Below are 19,112 nucleotides of genomic sequence, written 5' to 3' on the forward strand. Positions count from 1 at the left end.
CTAGCATAAAAAATTTGTTTCTATATTGTATTGAAATATCTATTCCCACAGAGATCACGGGAACGAAGGTTGCAATGTAAAACACCAAGGAAAAGAAAATGGTTGAAAGATATTCAAGAGAAGAGATGGCACAACATTGGACACAACATGCAAGATATGCAGCGTGGCTTGAGGTTGAAAAAGCCGCTGTGAAAGCATGGAATAAATTGGGACTTATTCCTGATGATGATTGCGAAAAGATCGTGAAGAATGCTACCTTCTCAGTAGAGAGAATCGAAGAGATAGAAGCGATTACCAAACATGACCTGATCGCTTTTAATACCAGTGTCAGCGAAAGTCTTGGAGAGGAGTCTAGATGGTTTCACTATGGTATGACATCTTCAGATGCAGTAGATACAGGTGTTGCACTTCAAATGAAAGCTTCTCTGGAGATCATTATTGCTGACGTGAAGATGCTGATGGAGTCTATCAAGAAACGTGCCGAAGAACATAAAATGACTCTGATGGTAGGAAGAAGTCACGGTATCCATGGTGAGCCTATTACTTTTGGATTGACTTTGGCAGTATGGTATGATGAGATGGCTAGACATCTTAAGAACCTTGAAGAGACGATGGAAGTGATCGCTGTAGGTCAGATCTCTGGTGCTATGGGTAACTTTGCACATGCACCACTTGAACTTGAGGAGTTGGCCATGGCTGAATTAGGTTTGAAACCTGAGCCTTGTTCAAACCAAGTCGTGCATAGAGACAGATATGCAAGATTGGCAACTGCTTTGGCACTGATGGCTTCTTCTGTAGAAAAATTCGCAGTACAGGTCAGACACTTGCAAAGAACAGAAGTGTATGAAGCTGAAGAGTATTTTGCAAAAGGGCAAAAAGGATCTTCTGCGATGCCACATAAAAGAAACCCGATCCTGACGGAAAATATCACGGGTCTTGCAAGAATGATCAGAGCCTATGCTGCTCCGGCTATGGAGAACGTAGCACTTTGGCATGAAAGAGATATCTCTCACTCTTCTACTGAGAGATTTTGGCTTCCAGATGCGTTTATCACTTCAGACTTTATGCTGCACAGAATGAACAGTGTCATTGCAAATCTCACAGTCATGCCTGAGAACATGATGAAGAACCTTAATCTTACGGGTGGATTGGTTTTCTCTCAAAGAGTATTGCTAGAGCTTCCTAAAGCGGGTGTAAGTAGAGAAGATGCCTATAAGATCGTTCAAAGAAATGCAATGAAAGTATGGGAAGAGATCCAGCAAGGCAAACCAACGACCAATGATGAAGGTGAATCTTTATACCTGGGACACTTGCTTGCAGATGAAGAGTTAAGATCTAAACTTTCAGAAGCGCAGATCAGAGAGTGTTTTAATTATGATTACTACACTAAAAATGTAGATGCTATTTTTAAAAGAGTCTTTAAATAAATAGCTTGTATCGTGGGCACTTTGTCCACGGTAAATAGAGATAGATACTATCACTTTTTCCACCTTTCCCCTCCTATAAATGCTCCTTATACTTTTTGCAAACTCCCTGCCAGAGAGCCTTTCAAATGCTATCACCAAATCTTATAAAAAAGATGCCTAAAAATGATACAACTTTTCAAAAATACACAAGGTAAATTTGAGTAAAATCGGATTAATCAATGTCATAGAAAACGATGACAAAGCAACACAAAAGGACAGGGAAAAGATGATCAGAGTTGTTAAACGAAATGGTAGAGTAGAGACCTTAGATGTAGGGAAAATTCAGAAGTATACAGCCGCAGCAGTAGAGGGACTTGTGCGGGTAAGTCAAAGTGAACTTGAGGTAGACGCCAAGCTACAATTTCGTGATATGATCTCTTCTCAAGAGATACAGCAAACACTGATTAAAACGGCGGTTGACAAGATAGATATTGACAGACCGGACTGGACGTTTGTTGCCGCTAGACTTTTTCTTTACGATCTCTACCATAGAGTAACGGGTTTTACAGGGTATAACCATCTGCGTGAACATTTTGAACGTGGAGAGAAAGAGGGACGTATCGTTCTTGGATTGAAAGACAAATATGACCTTGACGATCTTAACGATTACATTAAGCCTGAACGTGATCTTCAGTTCAACTATCTGGGTATTCGTACCCTCTATGATAGATATCTTTTAAAAGACCGTAACGGGACGCCTATTGAGTTGCCACAGCAACTTTTTATGGGTGTGGCTATGTTCCTGGCACAAAATGAGTTTGACTGTCAAACATGGGCAAAAAAGTTTTATGACATCTTGAGTAAATTTGAAGTGATGGCAGCGACACCTACTTTGTCAAATGCAAGAACACCGAGACACCAATTGAGCTCATGTTACATCGGTTCAACACCGGATAATATTGAAGGTATCTTTGACGGATACAAAGAGATGGCATTGCTTTCTAAATTCGGTGGTGGGATCGGTTGGGACTGGTCACTGGTCCGTGGTATGGGTTCATATATCGATGGTCATAAGCATGCTGCAGGAGGTATCGTACCTTTCCTCAAGATAGCCAATGATGTTGCCATTGCGGTTGACCAGCTTGGTACACGTAAAGGGGCCATAGCTGTTTACATAGAGCCGTGGCATGTTGACGTACGTGACTTCCTTGATTTGAAAAAGAACTCTGGTGAAGAGCGACGTAGAGCACATGACCTCTTCCCTGCGATCTGGCTCAATGACCTCTTTATGAAAAGGGTAGAAGCGGATGAGATGTGGACACTCTTTGATCCATTTGAAGTGACAGAGTTGACAACACTTTACGGTGAAGCGTTCGAGGCACGCTATATAGAGCTTGAAAATTCGGATGATAAAATCACTAGGGAGAGAATTTCTGCGAAAAGCCTTTGGAAAGAGATGCTGAGATCTTACTTTGAAACAGGAAACCCATTCCTTACGTTCAAAGATACAGCCAACAGAGCAAACCCTAACAAGCATGCAGGTATTATCAGAAGTACAAACCTCTGTACAGAGATTTTCCAGAACACTGCACCGAATACCTATAAAACACGTTTCACATTCGAGGATGGAACGACTGCAGCCTATGATGAAGATGAGATGATCACTGTAGACAACGGAACAACTAAACCGGCTAAAAAGGTGACAGCACTTGACAGCCTTAACGGTAAGCAGATATGGATTGTTGACAAAGAAAAAACGGATGGTGATACAGCGGTATGTAACCTTGCCTCTGTCAACCTTGCCAAAGTCAATACCAAAGAAGATATGGAGCGTGTTGTTCCTACGGCGATCCGTATGCTTGACAATGTGATCGACCTGAACTTCTACCCTTTGGCAAAAGTAAAGAAGACCAATGAAAAGTCAAGATCTATCGGTCTAGGTGTGATGGGTGAGTCACAGATGCTTGCAGAACATCAGATAGAATGGGGAAGTCATGACCACTTTACCAAGATAGATGAAGTGATGGAATCATTCTCTTATTATGCCATTGAATCATCGAGTAATTTGGCATTAGAGAAAGGATGTTATCCGAACTTTGAGGGTTCAGACTGGTCGAAAGGTGTTTTCCCTATTGATAAAGCCAATGAGAATGCATGTAAACTTGTTGACAGAGGGGGTCTCTTTGGATATACCCATGACTGGCAGGGGCTCAAAGAAAAGGTGAAATCAGACGGTATGAGAAACGGTTACCTGATGGCCATTGCACCGACAAGTTCTATCTCTATTTTGACAGGAACAACACAAGCGATCGAACCGGTCTATAAAAGAAAGTGGTTTGAAGAGAACCTTTCGGGACTTATCCCGGTCGTTGCACCGAATCTTACGGCAGACACTTGGCAGTACTATACGCCTAGTTATGATCTTGATCAGAACCTTCTTGTCAAAGCAGGAGCGATCAGACAAAAATGGTTAGACCAGGGACAGAGTCTGAACATCTTTATCACACTGGATAAAGCAAGCGGTAAATACCTCAATGAGATCTATATGAATGCCTGGAAGTTTGGATTGAAGTCTACCTACTATCTAAGATCTCAGTCTCCTGAATCTTCCAATGATGTTGAAGATAGATCTATGGAATGTGTCGGTTGTCAGTAATGACAAGGATGAATATACTAGATGCATCCATACTATTTTCGAGAGCCGAGAATGTAAGAACACAGTTAGATTACATTTCCGGACATAGCGTTATGTCGGAAAAGGATCGAAAGTGGGTTGATTATTTAATCAGAACACTTGATAAAATATATATGTCTGCCAATACTCGAGAGCATAGACAACATTTGCAAGATTTTCTATTAATGAATAGTGATAATATTTATAAAAAATATGTGGAGCTCTCTAACGTAGTTTTGACGAATAATGACTATTATGAACTAAAATAGGACCTATGATTTTATTTTAGTTCAGAAGTTACCTTTGTTAATAGGTTTTATGCTCTTTCTTTAAAATCCAAACTACTTTACATTTCTCAACTTATTTACAATAGAAATTTCTAAATTTCTATTTCAAGTACCAGAATGATAAATGGAAAAGTACATGAAACCTTTAAAATACTCATAATCCTATCTAATTCAAAGAATAATCCACTTTAAACCATTTTTTAACCTTAGGTATGGAAAAAATAAAAAAGACGCTTATTTTAGGCAGAAAAAATTGGGCAAATTGGCGATGAAATAATTATTTTTTGATCATCTATAAATTTCACATTCATTACACACAAGAAGAGTATCATAGCAGCATGAAAACCACTGAGGTTCCTCCTCCCTCCCTTTTATAAGCCTCGATGGTTTTCTGATAGACTGTGGATACCTCCTTTAAGTGAGTTCGAAACATACTAAAGCTATCTTGTCTCAAAATCTCAGTCAAACAAAAATAGCAGTGTCGATATAAAAATAATTCTCTAGGGATTGATAGAGACTTCATACTTACTTCATACAATGAAGTTATACTCACGCCATGAAAGTCATGAAGGATTCTTATCCCTTTTTTCCCTTTTTGATACTTCAGGCTTTCTAGGTAGCTTTTCACTTTGTATGCATCATTGCTTTCCCTTGATAGATGCATCTCCTTTTTTCAAATATACTTCCCAATGAAAAGTTACCTTTTTAGATACGCTTATATATATTCACATAAATGGGATCATTTATAATAAAAATGCCAGCATTATTTTTTTATAAAAATTAAGATTTTTTTTAGCTTAAAATCTCAAATTTTGACATATAATTCCAATATGGATAGAAAGATAAAACTTCCAGAGAAGCTGTTTATATGGCAGTGATTTAAAACGAGGAGAGGGTAGGATGACCTTCCAAGAGATTGAGTTTGCTTTGAAAGTAAACGGGGTTGGAAAAGAGGATATGCAAACGCTTATGGATTATTGTAGAACGAAAGGCACAGATTATCCAAAACTTGACGAGATGCTTGTCGGGATGGGATATGACAAGGTCTTTACGGATGAATTTTTCGGATGGGCGGATGCAGATGACGAATACTATGATGATGACGATTATGATCATGAGTATTTGGAACGAACCCCACATAAACATAAATGGGATGACTAAACCCTCCTGTGTAAATGTTTATGTGTCTTAGGGCATTTCTTCAGACCTTTGGTACCTCACCGTCACCGATGTAGACAGTAGATGTTGAGGGTCTGACCAGTGCAAGCTCAAACACTCATTTGAGTTTGTTTTTTTATCAATCATTCATCGACTTATTCTTACTAAATCATCAGCCAAAATGTGTATAATGTTTTAAAATAATAGATGAATAAATTATCAAGGTGGACAGATGGAACGAAAAAGAATATACAATCCTGATTCAGAAGAAAAAACAGGTGAACGTAAGATATTTGGTGGTGATCCTACAGGGATATTTGAACTCAACGACATCAAATACCAATGGGCCTATAATCTATGGGAGATGATGCTGAACAACACGTGGTTCCCTAAAGAAGTGGATATGACCCGTGATGTCAATGACTATAAAAATCTTACAGATGCAGAGAAATCAGCGTATGATAAAGTACTGGCACAGCTTATTTTTATGGACTCACTTCAGACCAACAATATTATGGATAATATCAACCCATTCATTACGTCTCCGGAAGTCAATCTTATCTTGGTAAGACAGGCATTTGAAGAAGCATTACACTCTCAAAGTTATGCTGTGATGGTAGACAGTATATCGACAAATTCAAAAGAGATCTATGAGCTCTGGAGAAGAGATATGATGCTCAAATCTAAAAATGATGCCATAGCAAAGGTGTATGAAGAACTTACAGCCAATCCTACAGATACAAATATTGTAAAAGCGATGTTCGCCAATCAGATTCTTGAGGGTATCTATTTCTATAGTGGATTTGCCTACCTCTATACGCTTGCTCGTTCAGATAAAATGCTTGGAACAGCCCAGATGATACGTTTTATCCAAAGAGATGAGGTAACACACCTTCTTCTGTTCCAGAACATGATCAACTCTACAAGAAAAGAGAGACCGGAACTTTTTACCAGAGAGCTGATTGATGAAGTGTATGAAATGTTCAGATCCGCAGTAAAACTTGAGTGTGAATGGGGAGCCTATATCACTCAAGGACAAATCCTGGGGCTTACAGATGATATCATCACACAGTATATTCAATATCTTGCTGACAAAAGACTACATGCCGTAGGTCTTGAAAAAATCTATAATGTGGAACATCCTATCAAATGGGTAGATAACTTTTCACAGTTTAATGATCAAAAGACGAACTTCTTTGAAGGGAATGTAACAAACTACTCCAAAGGAAGTCTCGACCTGGATGACTTTTAGGTCTTCAGATGTTGATTCTGCCTAAAACCATGGAAGTTGTGACGTTACAGCTTCCTTCTTATAAGCGGTATCAGGAAAACCTGGATACACTGCTTTACCATCTAAAAGAACATCAAGATAAGAATATTGTCGTGGCACCGGAAGTCTTTTTGACCGGATTTGATTATGAACATATGGCCACAGCTGCAAAATTTTCTGCCAATGCATTAAAAACACTGAAAAAAGAGGTGAATGAACAGATCGTAGTCTTTACACTTATACTTGAAGAGGGTGAGCATTTTATCAATCAGGCAGTGGTGATCCATAAGCATAAGATCGTACATCGACAGGAGAAGGTGAAACTCTTTAAATTGGGAGATGAGGATCTCTATTTCCTCGAAGGGAAAAAGAAGAAGATCAAACCTTTTGAGATTGATGGGGTGAAGTATGCGATACTGATATGTTTTGAGTTACGGTTTAAAGAGTTATGGGCACAGGTAGAAGGAGCAGATGTGGTGTTTGTCCCCTCTAGATGGGGAAAACAGCGTAAAACACACCTGGAAGTGCTCTCACGTGCTTTGGCGGTGATGAACCAATGTTATGTGGTCGTCTCAAACTCTTGTGATGAAGATATGGCAAGTTCATCATCCATTATCTCACCTACTGGGGAGGTTACAATGAATGATGGGGTGGAAGCAGTAGAGGGACGCATAGACTTCAGAGAGATCAAAAAAATGCGTCGCTATATAGTAATGGATTAGAAAACCCGGTCTCCGGAATAAGCGAAAAAGCCTTTTTAACTAGATTTTAGGTAGAATTTCTGCATTATTTGGGATGAGGGACTTGAATTGATGATAAAAGAGAGACAGCGACAAAATCTTGTTGCAGAGATAGAGAAACACTTTGCATTGGATACGCATGTCAGAGAAGCATTTTTAGCTGTTGACAGAGAGACTTTTGTCCCTTCACAATTTAAACACCTTGCTTACCAGCTTGAAGCCCTCCCTTTAGCGGCAAGCCAGTGGATATCCTCACCTCTAACCGTTGCTAAAATGACACAACACTTGGAGCTCGAAGGTGTTGACTCCGTGCTTGAGATCGGCTGTGGAAGTGGGTATCAAGCAGCGATACTCAGTAAGATCTGTCGTCGTGTCTTCACCATAGAGCGTATCGATGAGCTTCTTAAAGAGGCAAAAAACCGTTTTTCTACACTGGAAATGCACAATATCATTACACGTTTTGATGACGGGCAAAGAGGATGGAAGCAGTATGCTCCTTTTGAGCGTATACTCTTTTCTGCGACGGCAAAAGAGATACCTGCGGTACTGTTTGAACAATTGGCTGAAGGCGGTATATTGGTGGCCCCGGTGGAAGAGGCAGAAAATTATCATATTATCACACGATACTATAAGAAAAACGGCCGTATCACTTCTGAAACGATCGAACAGTGTCTCTTTGTCCCCGTACTCGACGGGACACAAAAGTAAATTAACTGTTTTTACTGTATTTATAAACCTCTAACAATATACAAATCTCTTAACAAATACATATAAACTCAAAAAATCATATTCCTTATAAAATATGTTAGATTATAAGGTTTTCATTTTTTACATATAATCTATTAATGTGGTACCTTTACACTTTAGCACCAAGGAAAGCAAGAATGATATAACCTATACTGGAAGCCCATTAAACAATAACGGTTAGCAGGTAAGTGTGAAGTTATATTTATGTAGACTAAGAGAAAATAAAAAAGGCATACCTTAGCTTTAGGATACGCCTTGCTTTTTCTTATCCAAAATATATTAATATAATGAACTAGTCTATGTTACATTCCACCAAGCAGTGCATCCCAGTGTCCAGAATTATCTGGTATTCCTGTGCCTGCTTGATCTACTGGTGCAGGGTGATGTGCCATAGCGCTTGAAGCTAAACCGATTGTTAGAAGTAAGATTGCTGTTAATTTTTTCATTATAAATCCTTTTAATTTTTTTGTAATGCTTATCTGATATTCAAATCAGAAACGCTTTATCCAAATTCAGATGAAGTATAAAATAGAAGTGTGAAACTAGTGTGAAGAGAAAACCTTATAAAATATATAAATTCATAAGGTTTTCATTTCAGTAAATAATGTCAGTTCTTACAAATTCTTCCTGATACTCACCAGATCCCTGGAATTAGTCGGTAAACTGTTTGTTTAGCATACTTTGAATAGCCTTCTAGTTCAGTGTGTAATGTATGATCTTCGAGGTAAGTTCGAACAATCAACAACATCGTCAAAAATAATGAAAGAATTAATGTCAACTGAGACCCAAGTGCTAAGGGAACAGCGAACAGTAAAATGATTGTTACAGTATACATGGGGTGACGGACATAAGCGTAAGGGCCGGTACTGATCACTTTATGGACACGATCCTTATCAATTTTTACTACCTGTGATAGATAAGTGTTCTCACGCATTATCCAAATTAGAAGTACAAAGCAGGGTACATGTACAAACATTGCAGTAATTCTTATCCATAACGGTAAAGGTTCACTCCACGCATAACGCATAACATCAAAACCGGGAAGTAGATAAAGACCAATACCTACAATAAAAAAAAGAAGCATTAAGACCTTATCCCAAACCTTTTGATCCTTATGAAGAGGTACGAGCTTCAATCGTTCTACAAGTAAAGCAGGTTCATTGCGTAATAAGTAAGTCGTTGTGGCAACTCCATAGATAGACCAGAGTCCAACCAATACCCAGGCTTCCCACCATATAAAGGTACCAGCTGGCCACATCAAACCAACGGCAAATAAAATCATCCGGACAACAAAACTCAACCAGATCATGATAGGATTTTGTTTATTTATCATTTTACAACTCGACTGAGTCACCCATTCTGAGAATTACACACTCAGTGCCCAGTTTCTCCACTTCCCTTTTAAAAAGTTGGTCATCTGTCACAGCCATTTTTTTGATCCACAAAAAAGGGACATTATAGTGACATGGGATAACGATCTTTGGAGCTATCAACTTGACTGCTTCAATAGCATCATGTATATCCATCGTCCATATATTATTGCCCAGACCTCCGATGGGTAGCATAAGGACATCAGGTTTTAATCCTTCCCATTCTTTTAAAAGTAGTGTATCTCCGAGATTCACAATACTCTTATTACCAATGGTGATTTTAAACCCCATAGATCCAATACCTGTTCTCTCACCGAGACCTGGTTGTTTTTTTATCTTAAATCCTAAAATGGGAATTGATATCTGGCCATGCACGGTTTTGATAGCTTCTATCTTGACATCATTTAAAGTAACTGATTCTCCAACATCCAAAGGATAAAGGTTTTCATATGTAATCCAAGATGTTAATTCTCTGCCTCGTGGGTCTATCACAAGAGTTTTTCCATTTTCGATTTTAGTGAGTCCCTTACCACAGATAACGGGAGCACCGGAGACTTTTGCTACTCTATCGGACTGCCAGTGATGATCGGGGTCTCCATGGGTGATCAGGATATGCGTGATATCGTGCCACTCTGACTGTGGAATCAGACTTTGGAGTTTAAATATCCAGAGGTTTTGTCCGGGATCGATAGCGATTTTTGTACTGCCATCCTCTATTAAAAATGCGTTATAGAGATAGTGCGTGATCTTCATTGATTAACCTTTTTATATCTAATCTAAATACTCTATTGATAATATTTCGTTTTAATTTGACTATCAGATTGATTTTGTATTTATTTCTTCTTTAAGGCTTCTCTCTTCATCTCTTTTTCAATCATTTTCTCTGTGAGAGATGGTCTTCCAGAAAAAACAAAGACTCTCAAAGCATGAAAAAATACACCGATGCCCCATCCCATGAGCGGCCACTTGAACCATAGGTATTGAGTGTATGAACTTAGGTTTATAACAATAAGTAAAATTGATACAGCTATGTAAACCGATAAATGAATGTAAAATCCAAATTTTGCTTTTGCTCTTTTTTTAGCTCTTTGATAAGCTTTTTGATGTTCCATTGTATCTCCTTTGTGATGACTGTGACTACTTGATCAGAGCATTTTTTATAACACGTATTGTTGCCCCTGAAAAAATAAAAGCTAGAATATAACCTAATATCCGAATCGGAAAAATACGAACCTCTGCTTTACAATAGCCTTCAAGGACGGCTTCTTGAAAATCTGCACTGAGTGTTGCATTTTCCCAGGGAAGTAGCATAGGCTGCAGTAAGCCTAAAAGCATTCCGGTATCTGCTGGATCACCCAGTCCAAAGTGCCAATGCATGCGTAAATCTTTGATCTGTAAATCGTGAAAAAGATCCCTGACAAGTCTCATCAGTCGCTTTATAAATCTTTTGCTTTCTCTCAATGACACCAGATGCAGATTTTTTTCTTTTTTTTTCTTTTTTGGCAATGTGCTTTTTCTTGTTTTCTGATTCTGCTTGGCCATATCGATAGTAACAAGACCAAACAGTAGACACAGTTCTGCCCGGTACTCCAATACTTCATCTTTTTTCAAATAGAAACCCAGATCAACAGGGATAGAAAGCAAAATCAGAACAAAGAGCAAAAAGCCGATCAAAACTGCAATGATCTCCATCCTTTCTCCAATCACATATTAGTATATGCTATTTGTCTTTTTCCTGCTTCTTTTGCATCGCTTTACCGACAGCTTCGCCTATATGTTCGAATGCCGAAGCCATACCGCTTTTGATAGACTCAACTCTTACGTCACCGTCTTTGTTGATGATCACGAGGGCAACCGGCCTAATACCGCCGCCACCTCCAGTACCGGCTCCAATTCCCTCTTCGTCACTTTTTTTGCACTTTCCGGTACCTCCTCCGGCACCAAAACCAAATCCGATACTGATCAGTGGAATAAGTGTATTGCCTTCTATGACAATCGGCTCTCCTACGACTGTTTTAGTATCCAGTACTCTTTCCAGTTCCTCCAACGAGGTTTTTAATACATCTTTCACATGTTCCATCATAGTATCCTTTGTGTTGTATCATGTACTTTGTCTGATATGATTTCAGACTCCTTTTTGTTTCATGGACCTTTATAAAGTATAGTGAACATCGCTTAACAGATAATAAACAAATTATAACTGTAATCGTTATTTCGCGGGAGAAGTTTGGCACCTCATATCTTTTATCCTCCCTGTAAACCTTTCATAAAACTTATGCTATCATTTACAAAACTGTAAATAGGGGAGAATATGGAAAAGTTGATGAAGCCTGCTGAGTATGCACAGGAGTTAGGTATCTCACGGCAAGCAGTCTATGCCAAGATCAAGCGGGGGATATTGACAGCGAAAAATGTAGAGGGGAAGCTTTACATTGTGGTTGACAATGAGTCAACAGGAGAGACACCCTCTCATGAGAAAGAGACAACTGTCATCACAAAAAAACCCGTTCTAACGCACACCAACACGTCTGTAGCTCCTTCTGCAGATGTCAAAGACTATAAAGCATTACTTAAAGCCAAAGATGAAACGATATCGGTACTTAAAGGCACCGTCAAAGACCTCAAGAAGTCCAATAAACAGATCTCAACAACACTCAAAGGGGAGATAGATTTGCTCAAAGAGGCATTTTATGAGATGCGTACACTCTATGTCCATCAGTTAGAGCAGAAAAAATCCCAAGAAGCGATAGAAGTGATCTCTGAAGCAGAGAGTATGGATGCTGAAGAAGAGCGCTGGATAGGGCTCAAAAAATTCTTCAAGCAGCACAAGATCACGAATGAGAAAGAACAGGTCAAGATCACAAAACGTTTGAAAAAAGCCTATAGAGCAGGGGATGAGCGCATCATGGGTGTAGAGGACAAACTGAAGTTCAATGCCAATAAAAGCTATAAGGATATCTTAAAATAATGCAACTTCTTAAAGATTTTTCAAAAGAGTATAGTCTCTTTGCTGCGATCATTGCTTATTTTGGTATCACTTTTTTTGAACATACGCTAGTAGCGTCCACGGTTGGGAACCTTATAGGTTTTGCTGTGTTGTTTGTCGTGATCATCTATGCAGCGATGTCCGTAGCACACCATGCAGAGATGCTGGCAGAAAAATTCGGTGAGCCTTACGGTACATTGATCCTGACCATCTCTGCCGTGGTAGTAGAGATCGTTATCATTGCCATTATGATGGTACATGAGCATAATCCTGTACTGGCACGTGATACCATCTATGCGGCTATTATGTTGGATATCAATGCCTTACTGGGACTCGCAGCGATCATAGGGGGGATCAAGTATGGTGAACAGCCCTACAATGTGGATTCTTCAAACTCTTATCTCTCGATGCTGCTTGTTGCTATAGGTATCGCGATGGTGGTACCGCACTTTATGGATGCAGCCCATATCGAAAATTATATGATGTTCAATGTGGTGATGTTCATCCTGCTCTATATCACCTTTACACGTATTCAGGTAGCCTCACATAAATACTTTTTTGAGTATGAACATGAAGCAGAGGAAGTATGTGACGAGGAGGGACACTGTATACCTAACCCGCATAAGATCAACGGATGGTACCACAGTGTGAACTTGGTCGTGGCCATCATTATGATCGGGGTGCTTTCGGAAGTTTTGGCCGTATTTATGGGAAATACGATGAAAACGTTCGGACTGCCTCTCTCTATCGCTGCAGTAGGCGTAGCTATTATCTCCGCTGCTCCGGAGCTTATTACTGCGGTGCGTGCGGCATTGGATAACCGTATGCAGACTGTTGTCAATATCGCTTTGGGGGCTTCGCTGGCAACCATACTTTTAACGGTACCTGCGGTGATACTTGTGACACGTTACATGGGCATGGACCTTAACCTTGCTATCACACCGGTGCAAGGGGTGATGCTGGGATTAACCCTGCTTGTGAGTATCGTGAACTTTAATGACGGGGAAACCAATATGCTTGAAGGTTTTCTGCATGTGATCTTGTTTGTGGTGTTTGTCTACTTATTGTTTATCTGAAGCTAAAATATATAGGCTATACAAACAGCCCCACCAGTTTGCTTACGGCTTCGTCATCTGTGAATATCTTGACAGAACGGATGTCATAGTGGGCAAAATGCTCACCCAGTCTCTCATCATTCTCTTTGAGTTTCGTAAGATACCGCTCTATACTTCTTTGGCCAAAATAGGTATCCATCTTTTTGCCATCTTGTGGATGGGAGAGTGTAACTTCACCCAGTTTTTTAGGCACTTCTTCTTCTCTGTCCCGGAGTATCACTGCAATCACTTCGTGTTTTTGCGATAGTAAAGAGAGGTCCATCTCTTCTAAAAAGTCACTCAAAATAAACAGAAGTGAAGGTTTGTGCAGTCTTTTGAAAAGGTCTTGGATCGCAGCATTATGGTCCAGGGTAGTATTGAGTACAGACGCACTGTAGAGGGTTTGTGAGAACTGTTCTATGTGATAGAGCTGCTTGGTCGGCGGAGTCGCATGGGATTGCTTCTGCGTATAGTGTACCCCTGTAAAGAGGTCATTGTTCTGTTGTGCAGCATAGCCCAGGATAGTGGCTACTTCTGTAAGCTTCTTCTGTTTGGCATTTCCCGAGCCAAAATAGAGGCTGGCATCCATAAAGGCAGCCACTACGACGGAGAGTTCCCGGTTGGCATGCAGCTCTTTGATATACGGACGACCCAACTTTGCCGAGATGGTCCAGTTGATCTTACGGATGTCATCCCCCACCTGATACTCTCTGAGTTCAGAAAAATCATACCCCTCTCCATGAAGCTTAGAGAGGTTGTGCCCGCTAAGCAGGGTGTATACCTGGTGTCTGGCTTTGAGTTGGAGTGCTTTAAGGGCTGTATGCATTAAGGAATCGGCAATGTCTCAATGATAGCAGTGATGATCTCATCTGCATGTATACCTTTGGCTCTGGCCTCATAGGAGAGTACAATACGGTGACGAAGGACATTGTGTATCACATACCCGATGTCTGCAGGAGTGACAAAGTCATTACCACGCAGAAAGGCTTTGGCTTTGGCTGCTTTGTAAAGGTCTATAGAGGCTCTTGGGCTTGCTCCGAACATAATGTTTTCAGCGATCTCATCTAATCCGAATCTGAGAGGTTCTCTTGTCGCAGTGATGATCTGCACCATATAGCGTTCCAGCTCTTCATCGATGTGGATCTTCCCTATCTCTTCTTGAAGGACGAAGAGATCTTCTACACTCAACACAGTCTCTACTGCCCCAAAACTTTTACTGGCTGCTTTTCTCATGATCTCCAGCTCTTGGGCTTCACTGTTGTGTTGTACGACGATCTTCATCATAAAACGGTCCAGCTGTGCTTCTGGAAGAGCGTAGACCCCTTCTTGTTCTATGGGGTTCTGTGTTGCCATGACCAGAAACGGCCGTTCAAGTTTAAAGGTCTCTTCTGCGATGGTGACCTGTCTCTCCTGCATGACCTCAAGCAGGGCAGATTGCACTTTGGCAGGAGCACGGTTGATCTCGTCCGCTAAGAGGAGGTGTGTAAAGAGCGGACCCTTTTTGATACTGAAGCTATGGTCTTGGGGATTATAGATCTGTGCTCCGATGATATCCGAAGGCAAAAGGTCAGGCGTGAACTGGATACGTTTGGACTCTAATCCCAGGGCATGTGAGAGCGCATTGATCGTTGTGGTCTTTGCAAGTCCAGGTACACCTTCAACAAGGATATGCCCATCACAAAGCAATCCTATGAGTAATCCCTCAACCATCGCTTCCTGACCTATCACAGCTTTGCTTATCTCTTTTTTGAGTGTGCTTATCTTTTCATTCATATCTGTTCTTCTGCCTCTTGTTTAACTTTATTCAAATTGATTTTACCATTTCCATATAAAGAATCTTCCAGTTTCTCTATACTGGAGCTAAAATGCCTGTTGTCTGCTGCGATAAGTACCTGCAGCAATGCTTTTTCATCTTTACAATTCCGTATTTTCTCTACCAAAGGGTGGTGCCCTTTTTGTCTCTTTTTCTTAGTCCATCTCCAGCTAAGCGCACTGATATACCCTGCAATAAATGCTACGATGTAACCCAGAAGTGTACTTAACCAGGACCACTCTTCCTTTGCAGCCTCCGGTGCATCGACCGTATCAACCAAATCATGGGACTCCACTGGTTCAATGTCAAAATGTTGTGAAGGGATATCAAGTATGTAACCTTTATCTGTTTTAGGATCAAAGGCTTTGAGCACGATAGGTGGGAGGATAAAGCTTTGATCATGCGAAAGTGCCATCGGGTAGGTCACTGTACTTTGTGTTCCTCCTTTGGTCGCTACAGATTTCACAATAGGCTTTTCTGTAAAGCGTGTAAAGTTCCCCTCTTTTGGAAGCAGTGTCTCTACTAGCGGGGGATAACCCTTTCCTTTGATACTCACCTGGAAAGGCAGAGGTTCATAGGCTTTGGCTTGATTTTTTTTGATCTCATAGGTCAAGGCAAAGTTTCCTACAAGCACTGTCCCCTCGGGAAGCGGCTTGACCTGTAGTTGTAAAGGTGGTAGGTCGAAAGGTGTGTCCTTGGTCACCAATTTCTTCACATTGTCTCTGTCTCCGGAGAAACTGTAGGCTAGACTCTCATCAGTTGTTACTTTCTTGATGAGGTCGAATGTAATGTTGATATCTCCAGATCTTAAAGGGTAGATGAGATAGACATAATGTATTTTGGCATCATGATAATGCTCGGTTTTACGGATGTCAAGTCTTTGGAATGTGTAATCTTCACTTTTTTTAATGTCAAAGTTAAAGAGCATAACGACATCATGGTTGGTTTGGTTGAGATCAAGAGTAAGCATAACGGGCTCTTTGACATAAGGCGTCGGTTGATCTACATTAAATGTATAGGTAAAATCTTCTGCCTGAAGTGTAAGAAAGCTCAGAAGAAGAAAGAAAAGATGTAATGAGCTTTTACCAAGGTTGTGTTTCACGTATATATCCTTTATTGATAAGTTCATAGACTTTAGAGCCCAGGGGGTGCTGCTCTTGCTTTCCTGCATCTAAAAGCTTGTTCTTCTCCTGCTCTTTTTTTGTTTGGCTCTCTCCGCCTCCACCGCTTCCTGAACTGGGTTCATCTTCACTGTTTGACTCTTTATCATCATCTTCTTGTAATTCACTTTTACTTGAAGAGGAGTCTTGTGATTTAGGGTGGGCGATACCAAGGTCTGCACTCTTTTGGTCACTAAGGAGTGCTACCAGACGTAGATTATGTGCGGCATCTGGATCTTCACCTAACTGTAAGACTTTAGTATAGTACACTTTGGCTTTATCATATGCTTCTTGCATCGCATAGGCATTGCCAATGTTGTAATAGAGCTGTTGCTTTATCTTTGGAGAAGTAGAACGGATAGATTTGTAGGTTTGGATCGCTTTTTTAAAAGCACCCTGTTTGTAGTAGACATTTGCCAGTAGCATTTGACTCTGCAAAGAACGGAGCTTTATCTGCTGTATCTGTTTTTTTGTCTCATTAAGATCAGAGGCTTTGTAGTTTTTGTAAGCACGGTTAAGATGGTAGTTGTCAAGCATAGAAGCTTCAGCCTGTACCCCTAGAAGGGTAAAGAGTATGAGCAAGTATTTGACAGCACGTGTATGTACCATAAGGAACAAGAGAAGAGCCAGTCCCAAAGGCAGTTGATAGAGCTCGAGGTAATGGCGTTGCATCTTTTCTATACGTTGTGCTTCATTCTCGCTCTCCGTTAATGCATCATTGATCTTCTCTGCGGTTGCTTTGGGTGTATTTGAGGCAGTCAAGTAAGTACCTGAGACAGAGGAAGAGAGTGATTCCAAAAGAGGGTTGACACGTGAAATGACAAGGTTGTCATCTTTGTCTTTGAGCAGGCTCCCGTCCTTGTTTTGGATGGTGGTTCCCTGTGTGGTTCCCAATGCTAAAATCGTTAAAGAGATATCCGAAGTTTGCAGTATTGTTGTCAGGGTTTCAAGATCCTCTTCTTCTCCCCCATCGGTGATAAGTATAAGGTTTTTATGACCCATTTTCATGGCAGCAAGTTTCTTAAAGAGTTTTTCAAGAGAGGTTCCCTTGGTAAGGATGAACTCTGGATTGAGATTTTTAAGAGCAATGTTGATCAGTGCATGATCCGTGGTAGGAGGAGAGAGCAGTAAAGGGTTCGTTGTAAAGGCAATGAGCATGATATTGTCACTCGGATTTTCCTCCAGAAGGGAAGCAATGGTCTCTTTGGCAAAGTCATAACGTGTTGGAATGATGTCCGTAGCTTTCATGGAGTATGAGACATCCAGGGCAATGATAATGTCCTTGGCTTCTATACTTGCTTCCTGGAGGGCCTCTTCTTGGACAGGGCGTGCAAGTGAGAGCACGATAAGCATAAGGATGATGAGATGTACCATCTGTACCAGCTTGCGTGAACCGCTCCATAAGAGTATAGTCAAGGGGATCAGAAACCATAAAAAGCTTGGATAAAGCAGTGTCATTTCTCACTCCTTCTAGTGCCAAGTACCCAGAGTAAAAGCAGAATGAACACCAGTACCAGAGGGTAGAGTATGAGCACTCTTTGGTTGAGGTAGTTTTCACTTCTTATCGCACTTGGTTCCAGGGCATTGATCTCGTCGTAGACCTTGGAAAGGGCTTCTGCAGAAGAGGCGGCATAACTCTTAGCTCCACTTTGTTTAGCGATGGTTTCAAGCAAAGAGACATCATAATCAGATTTTTTCCCTATTCCTATGGTATAGATCTTGATGCCTAACTCTTTGGCTTTACTTACGGCTTCTTTAGGCGAGCTTTGACCTGCATTGTGATATCCGTCTGTAAGCAGGATGATCACTTTGTTTTGTGCCTCACCATAAGAAAGGGTACGGATGGACTGCATGATAGCATCACCCAGGGCCGTACTCTCTCCCGCAAGTCCGACATTGGTCATCTCAAGCAGATACGAGAGTGATTCAAGGTCGTAGGTCAGAGGAGAAGCGGTATAAGCGAAGGTACCAAAGACAACCACCCCCATATTGTCATCAAAGCGTTTTGCTATGAAGTCTTTGGAGAGTTCGGTGGTGATTTCATATTTGGTTTTAAATCGGTCTTTCACATGGAATCCGCTCTGTGCCATAGAACCGCTTGCATCAATAGCCAGGACGAGGTCCCGTCCTTTTTTGTGCTGATCCGAGCTCGCATCATAGACAAAAGGTTTTGCAAGGGCAAAGACCATCAGTGTGAACAGGGCCATTTTCAGCCATGGCTCCCAGCTCAAAAGAGGACTCTGTCGCGTCACCCATGCCAACTTGGGGAAATAGTAGGGTTTACTATACTGTTTACACCAAAGGAAACAGGGTAAGAGTAACAGTAGCGCCAATAGATAAGGTGAACCGAATGTAAAATGCATGGAGGTATTCTAGCACTTCTATGTTTATTTTAGTATAATAGGGC

At 40.7% G+C, this 19,112-nt stretch carries 19 protein-coding genes; 8 read left to right on the top strand and 11 right to left on the bottom strand.

Annotated features, from left to right (window positions below; genetic code table 11):
* Positions 1–98: 98 nt before the first annotated feature.
* The 6 genes from purB to PF327_RS07635 all read left to right on the top strand — a co-directional run bounded on the left by purB (position 99) and on the right by PF327_RS07635 (position 8,243).
* Positions 99–1,427, top strand: a complete 1,329-nt coding sequence (purB, locus tag PF327_RS07610; RefSeq protein WP_289402001.1) for an adenylosuccinate lyase — start codon at positions 99–101, stop codon at positions 1,425–1,427.
* 265 nt (positions 1,428–1,692) lie between these two features.
* The gene (locus PF327_RS07615; protein ID WP_289402049.1) at positions 1,693–4,062 is read left to right on the top strand and encodes a ribonucleoside-diphosphate reductase subunit alpha; all 2,370 of its coding nucleotides are present in this window, start codon (positions 1,693–1,695) and stop codon (positions 4,060–4,062) included.
* 1,205 nt (positions 4,063–5,267) lie between these two features.
* Positions 5,268–5,528, top strand: coding sequence for a hypothetical protein (locus PF327_RS07620; RefSeq protein WP_289402002.1), 261 nt, complete (start codon positions 5,268–5,270; stop codon positions 5,526–5,528).
* A gap of 229 nt (positions 5,529–5,757) precedes the next feature.
* On the top strand, positions 5,758–6,777 hold the full coding sequence (locus tag PF327_RS07625) for a ribonucleotide-diphosphate reductase subunit beta (protein WP_289402003.1): 1,020 nt from the start codon (positions 5,758–5,760) through the stop codon (positions 6,775–6,777).
* 8 nt (positions 6,778–6,785) lie between these two features.
* Positions 6,786–7,517, top strand: coding sequence for a carbon-nitrogen hydrolase family protein (locus PF327_RS07630; protein ID WP_289402004.1), 732 nt, complete (start codon positions 6,786–6,788; stop codon positions 7,515–7,517).
* Between the two features lie 90 nt (positions 7,518–7,607).
* Entirely contained in the window at positions 7,608–8,243 is a 636-nt protein-coding gene (locus PF327_RS07635) for a protein-L-isoaspartate(D-aspartate) O-methyltransferase (RefSeq protein WP_289402050.1), read from the top strand.
* Between the two features lie 341 nt (positions 8,244–8,584).
* Here PF327_RS07635 and PF327_RS07640 read toward each other — a convergent pair whose 3' ends face one another.
* From PF327_RS07640 to PF327_RS07665, 6 genes are all read right to left on the bottom strand, one after another.
* Positions 8,585–8,728 carry a hypothetical protein gene (locus PF327_RS07640; protein WP_155993855.1) on the bottom strand — a complete coding sequence of 48 codons (144 nt, stop codon included), beginning with the start codon at positions 8,726–8,728 and terminating at the stop codon, positions 8,585–8,587.
* Positions 8,729–8,916: 188 nt separating this feature from the next.
* A complete protein-coding gene (locus PF327_RS07645) occupies positions 8,917–9,615 on the bottom strand; it encodes a methyltransferase family protein (protein ID WP_289402005.1) in 699 nt (232 codons plus the stop codon).
* A 1-nt stretch (position 9,616) separates the two neighbouring features.
* Positions 9,617–10,405, bottom strand: coding sequence for an MBL fold metallo-hydrolase (locus PF327_RS07650; protein ID WP_289402006.1), 789 nt, complete (start codon positions 10,403–10,405; stop codon positions 9,617–9,619).
* A gap of 80 nt (positions 10,406–10,485) precedes the next feature.
* On the bottom strand, positions 10,486–10,764 hold the full coding sequence (locus tag PF327_RS07655; protein ID WP_289402007.1) for a 2TM domain-containing protein: 279 nt from the start codon (positions 10,762–10,764) through the stop codon (positions 10,486–10,488).
* A gap of 25 nt (positions 10,765–10,789) precedes the next feature.
* Entirely contained in the window at positions 10,790–11,344 is a 555-nt protein-coding gene (locus tag PF327_RS07660; RefSeq protein ID WP_289402008.1) for a hypothetical protein, read from the bottom strand.
* A 28-nt stretch (positions 11,345–11,372) separates the two neighbouring features.
* Positions 11,373–11,732, bottom strand: coding sequence for a GerW family sporulation protein (locus PF327_RS07665; RefSeq protein ID WP_289402009.1), 360 nt, complete (start codon positions 11,730–11,732; stop codon positions 11,373–11,375).
* Positions 11,733–11,963: 231 nt separating this feature from the next.
* Between PF327_RS07665 and PF327_RS07670 the strand changes: the two genes are divergently transcribed.
* On the top strand, positions 11,964–12,620 hold the full coding sequence (locus PF327_RS07670) for a DUF3972 domain-containing protein (protein ID WP_289402010.1): 657 nt from the start codon (positions 11,964–11,966) through the stop codon (positions 12,618–12,620).
* Positions 12,620–13,714 carry a calcium:cation antiporter gene (locus PF327_RS07675; protein ID WP_289402012.1) on the top strand — a complete coding sequence of 365 codons (1,095 nt, stop codon included), beginning with the start codon at positions 12,620–12,622 and terminating at the stop codon, positions 13,712–13,714. Before PF327_RS07670 ends, PF327_RS07675 begins: the two co-directional genes overlap by 1 nt.
* Positions 13,715–13,730: 16 nt before the next feature.
* Here PF327_RS07675 and PF327_RS07680 read toward each other — a convergent pair whose 3' ends face one another.
* The 5 genes from PF327_RS07680 to PF327_RS07700 are packed head-to-tail and all read right to left on the bottom strand — an operon-like array spanning position 13,731 to position 19,068.
* Positions 13,731–14,558, bottom strand: a complete 828-nt coding sequence (locus PF327_RS07680) for a DUF58 domain-containing protein (RefSeq protein ID WP_289402013.1) — start codon at positions 14,556–14,558, stop codon at positions 13,731–13,733.
* The gene (locus PF327_RS07685) at positions 14,558–15,505 is read right to left on the bottom strand and encodes an AAA family ATPase (RefSeq protein ID WP_289402014.1); all 948 of its coding nucleotides are present in this window, start codon (positions 15,503–15,505) and stop codon (positions 14,558–14,560) included. The genes PF327_RS07680 and PF327_RS07685 overlap by 1 nt, the downstream gene beginning before the upstream one ends.
* On the bottom strand, positions 15,502–16,647 hold the full coding sequence (locus PF327_RS07690) for a hypothetical protein (RefSeq protein ID WP_289402016.1): 1,146 nt from the start codon (positions 16,645–16,647) through the stop codon (positions 15,502–15,504). Before PF327_RS07690 ends, PF327_RS07685 begins: the two co-directional genes overlap by 4 nt.
* Positions 16,628–18,163 (bottom strand): VWA domain-containing protein, encoded by a 1,536-nt coding sequence (locus PF327_RS07695; protein ID WP_289402017.1) that lies wholly within the window; start codon positions 18,161–18,163, stop codon positions 16,628–16,630. Before PF327_RS07695 ends, PF327_RS07690 begins: the two co-directional genes overlap by 20 nt.
* Positions 18,160–19,068: a vWA domain-containing protein gene (locus PF327_RS07700; RefSeq protein ID WP_051002503.1), complete on the bottom strand. Its 909-nt coding sequence runs from the start codon at positions 19,066–19,068 to the stop codon at positions 18,160–18,162. The genes PF327_RS07695 and PF327_RS07700 overlap by 4 nt, the downstream gene beginning before the upstream one ends.
* Positions 19,069–19,112: the final 44 nt, after the last annotated feature.

Source organism: Sulfurovum xiamenensis (genome assembly GCF_030347995.1).
GTDB lineage: Bacteria > Campylobacterota > Campylobacteria > Campylobacterales > Sulfurovaceae > Sulfurovum > Sulfurovum xiamenensis.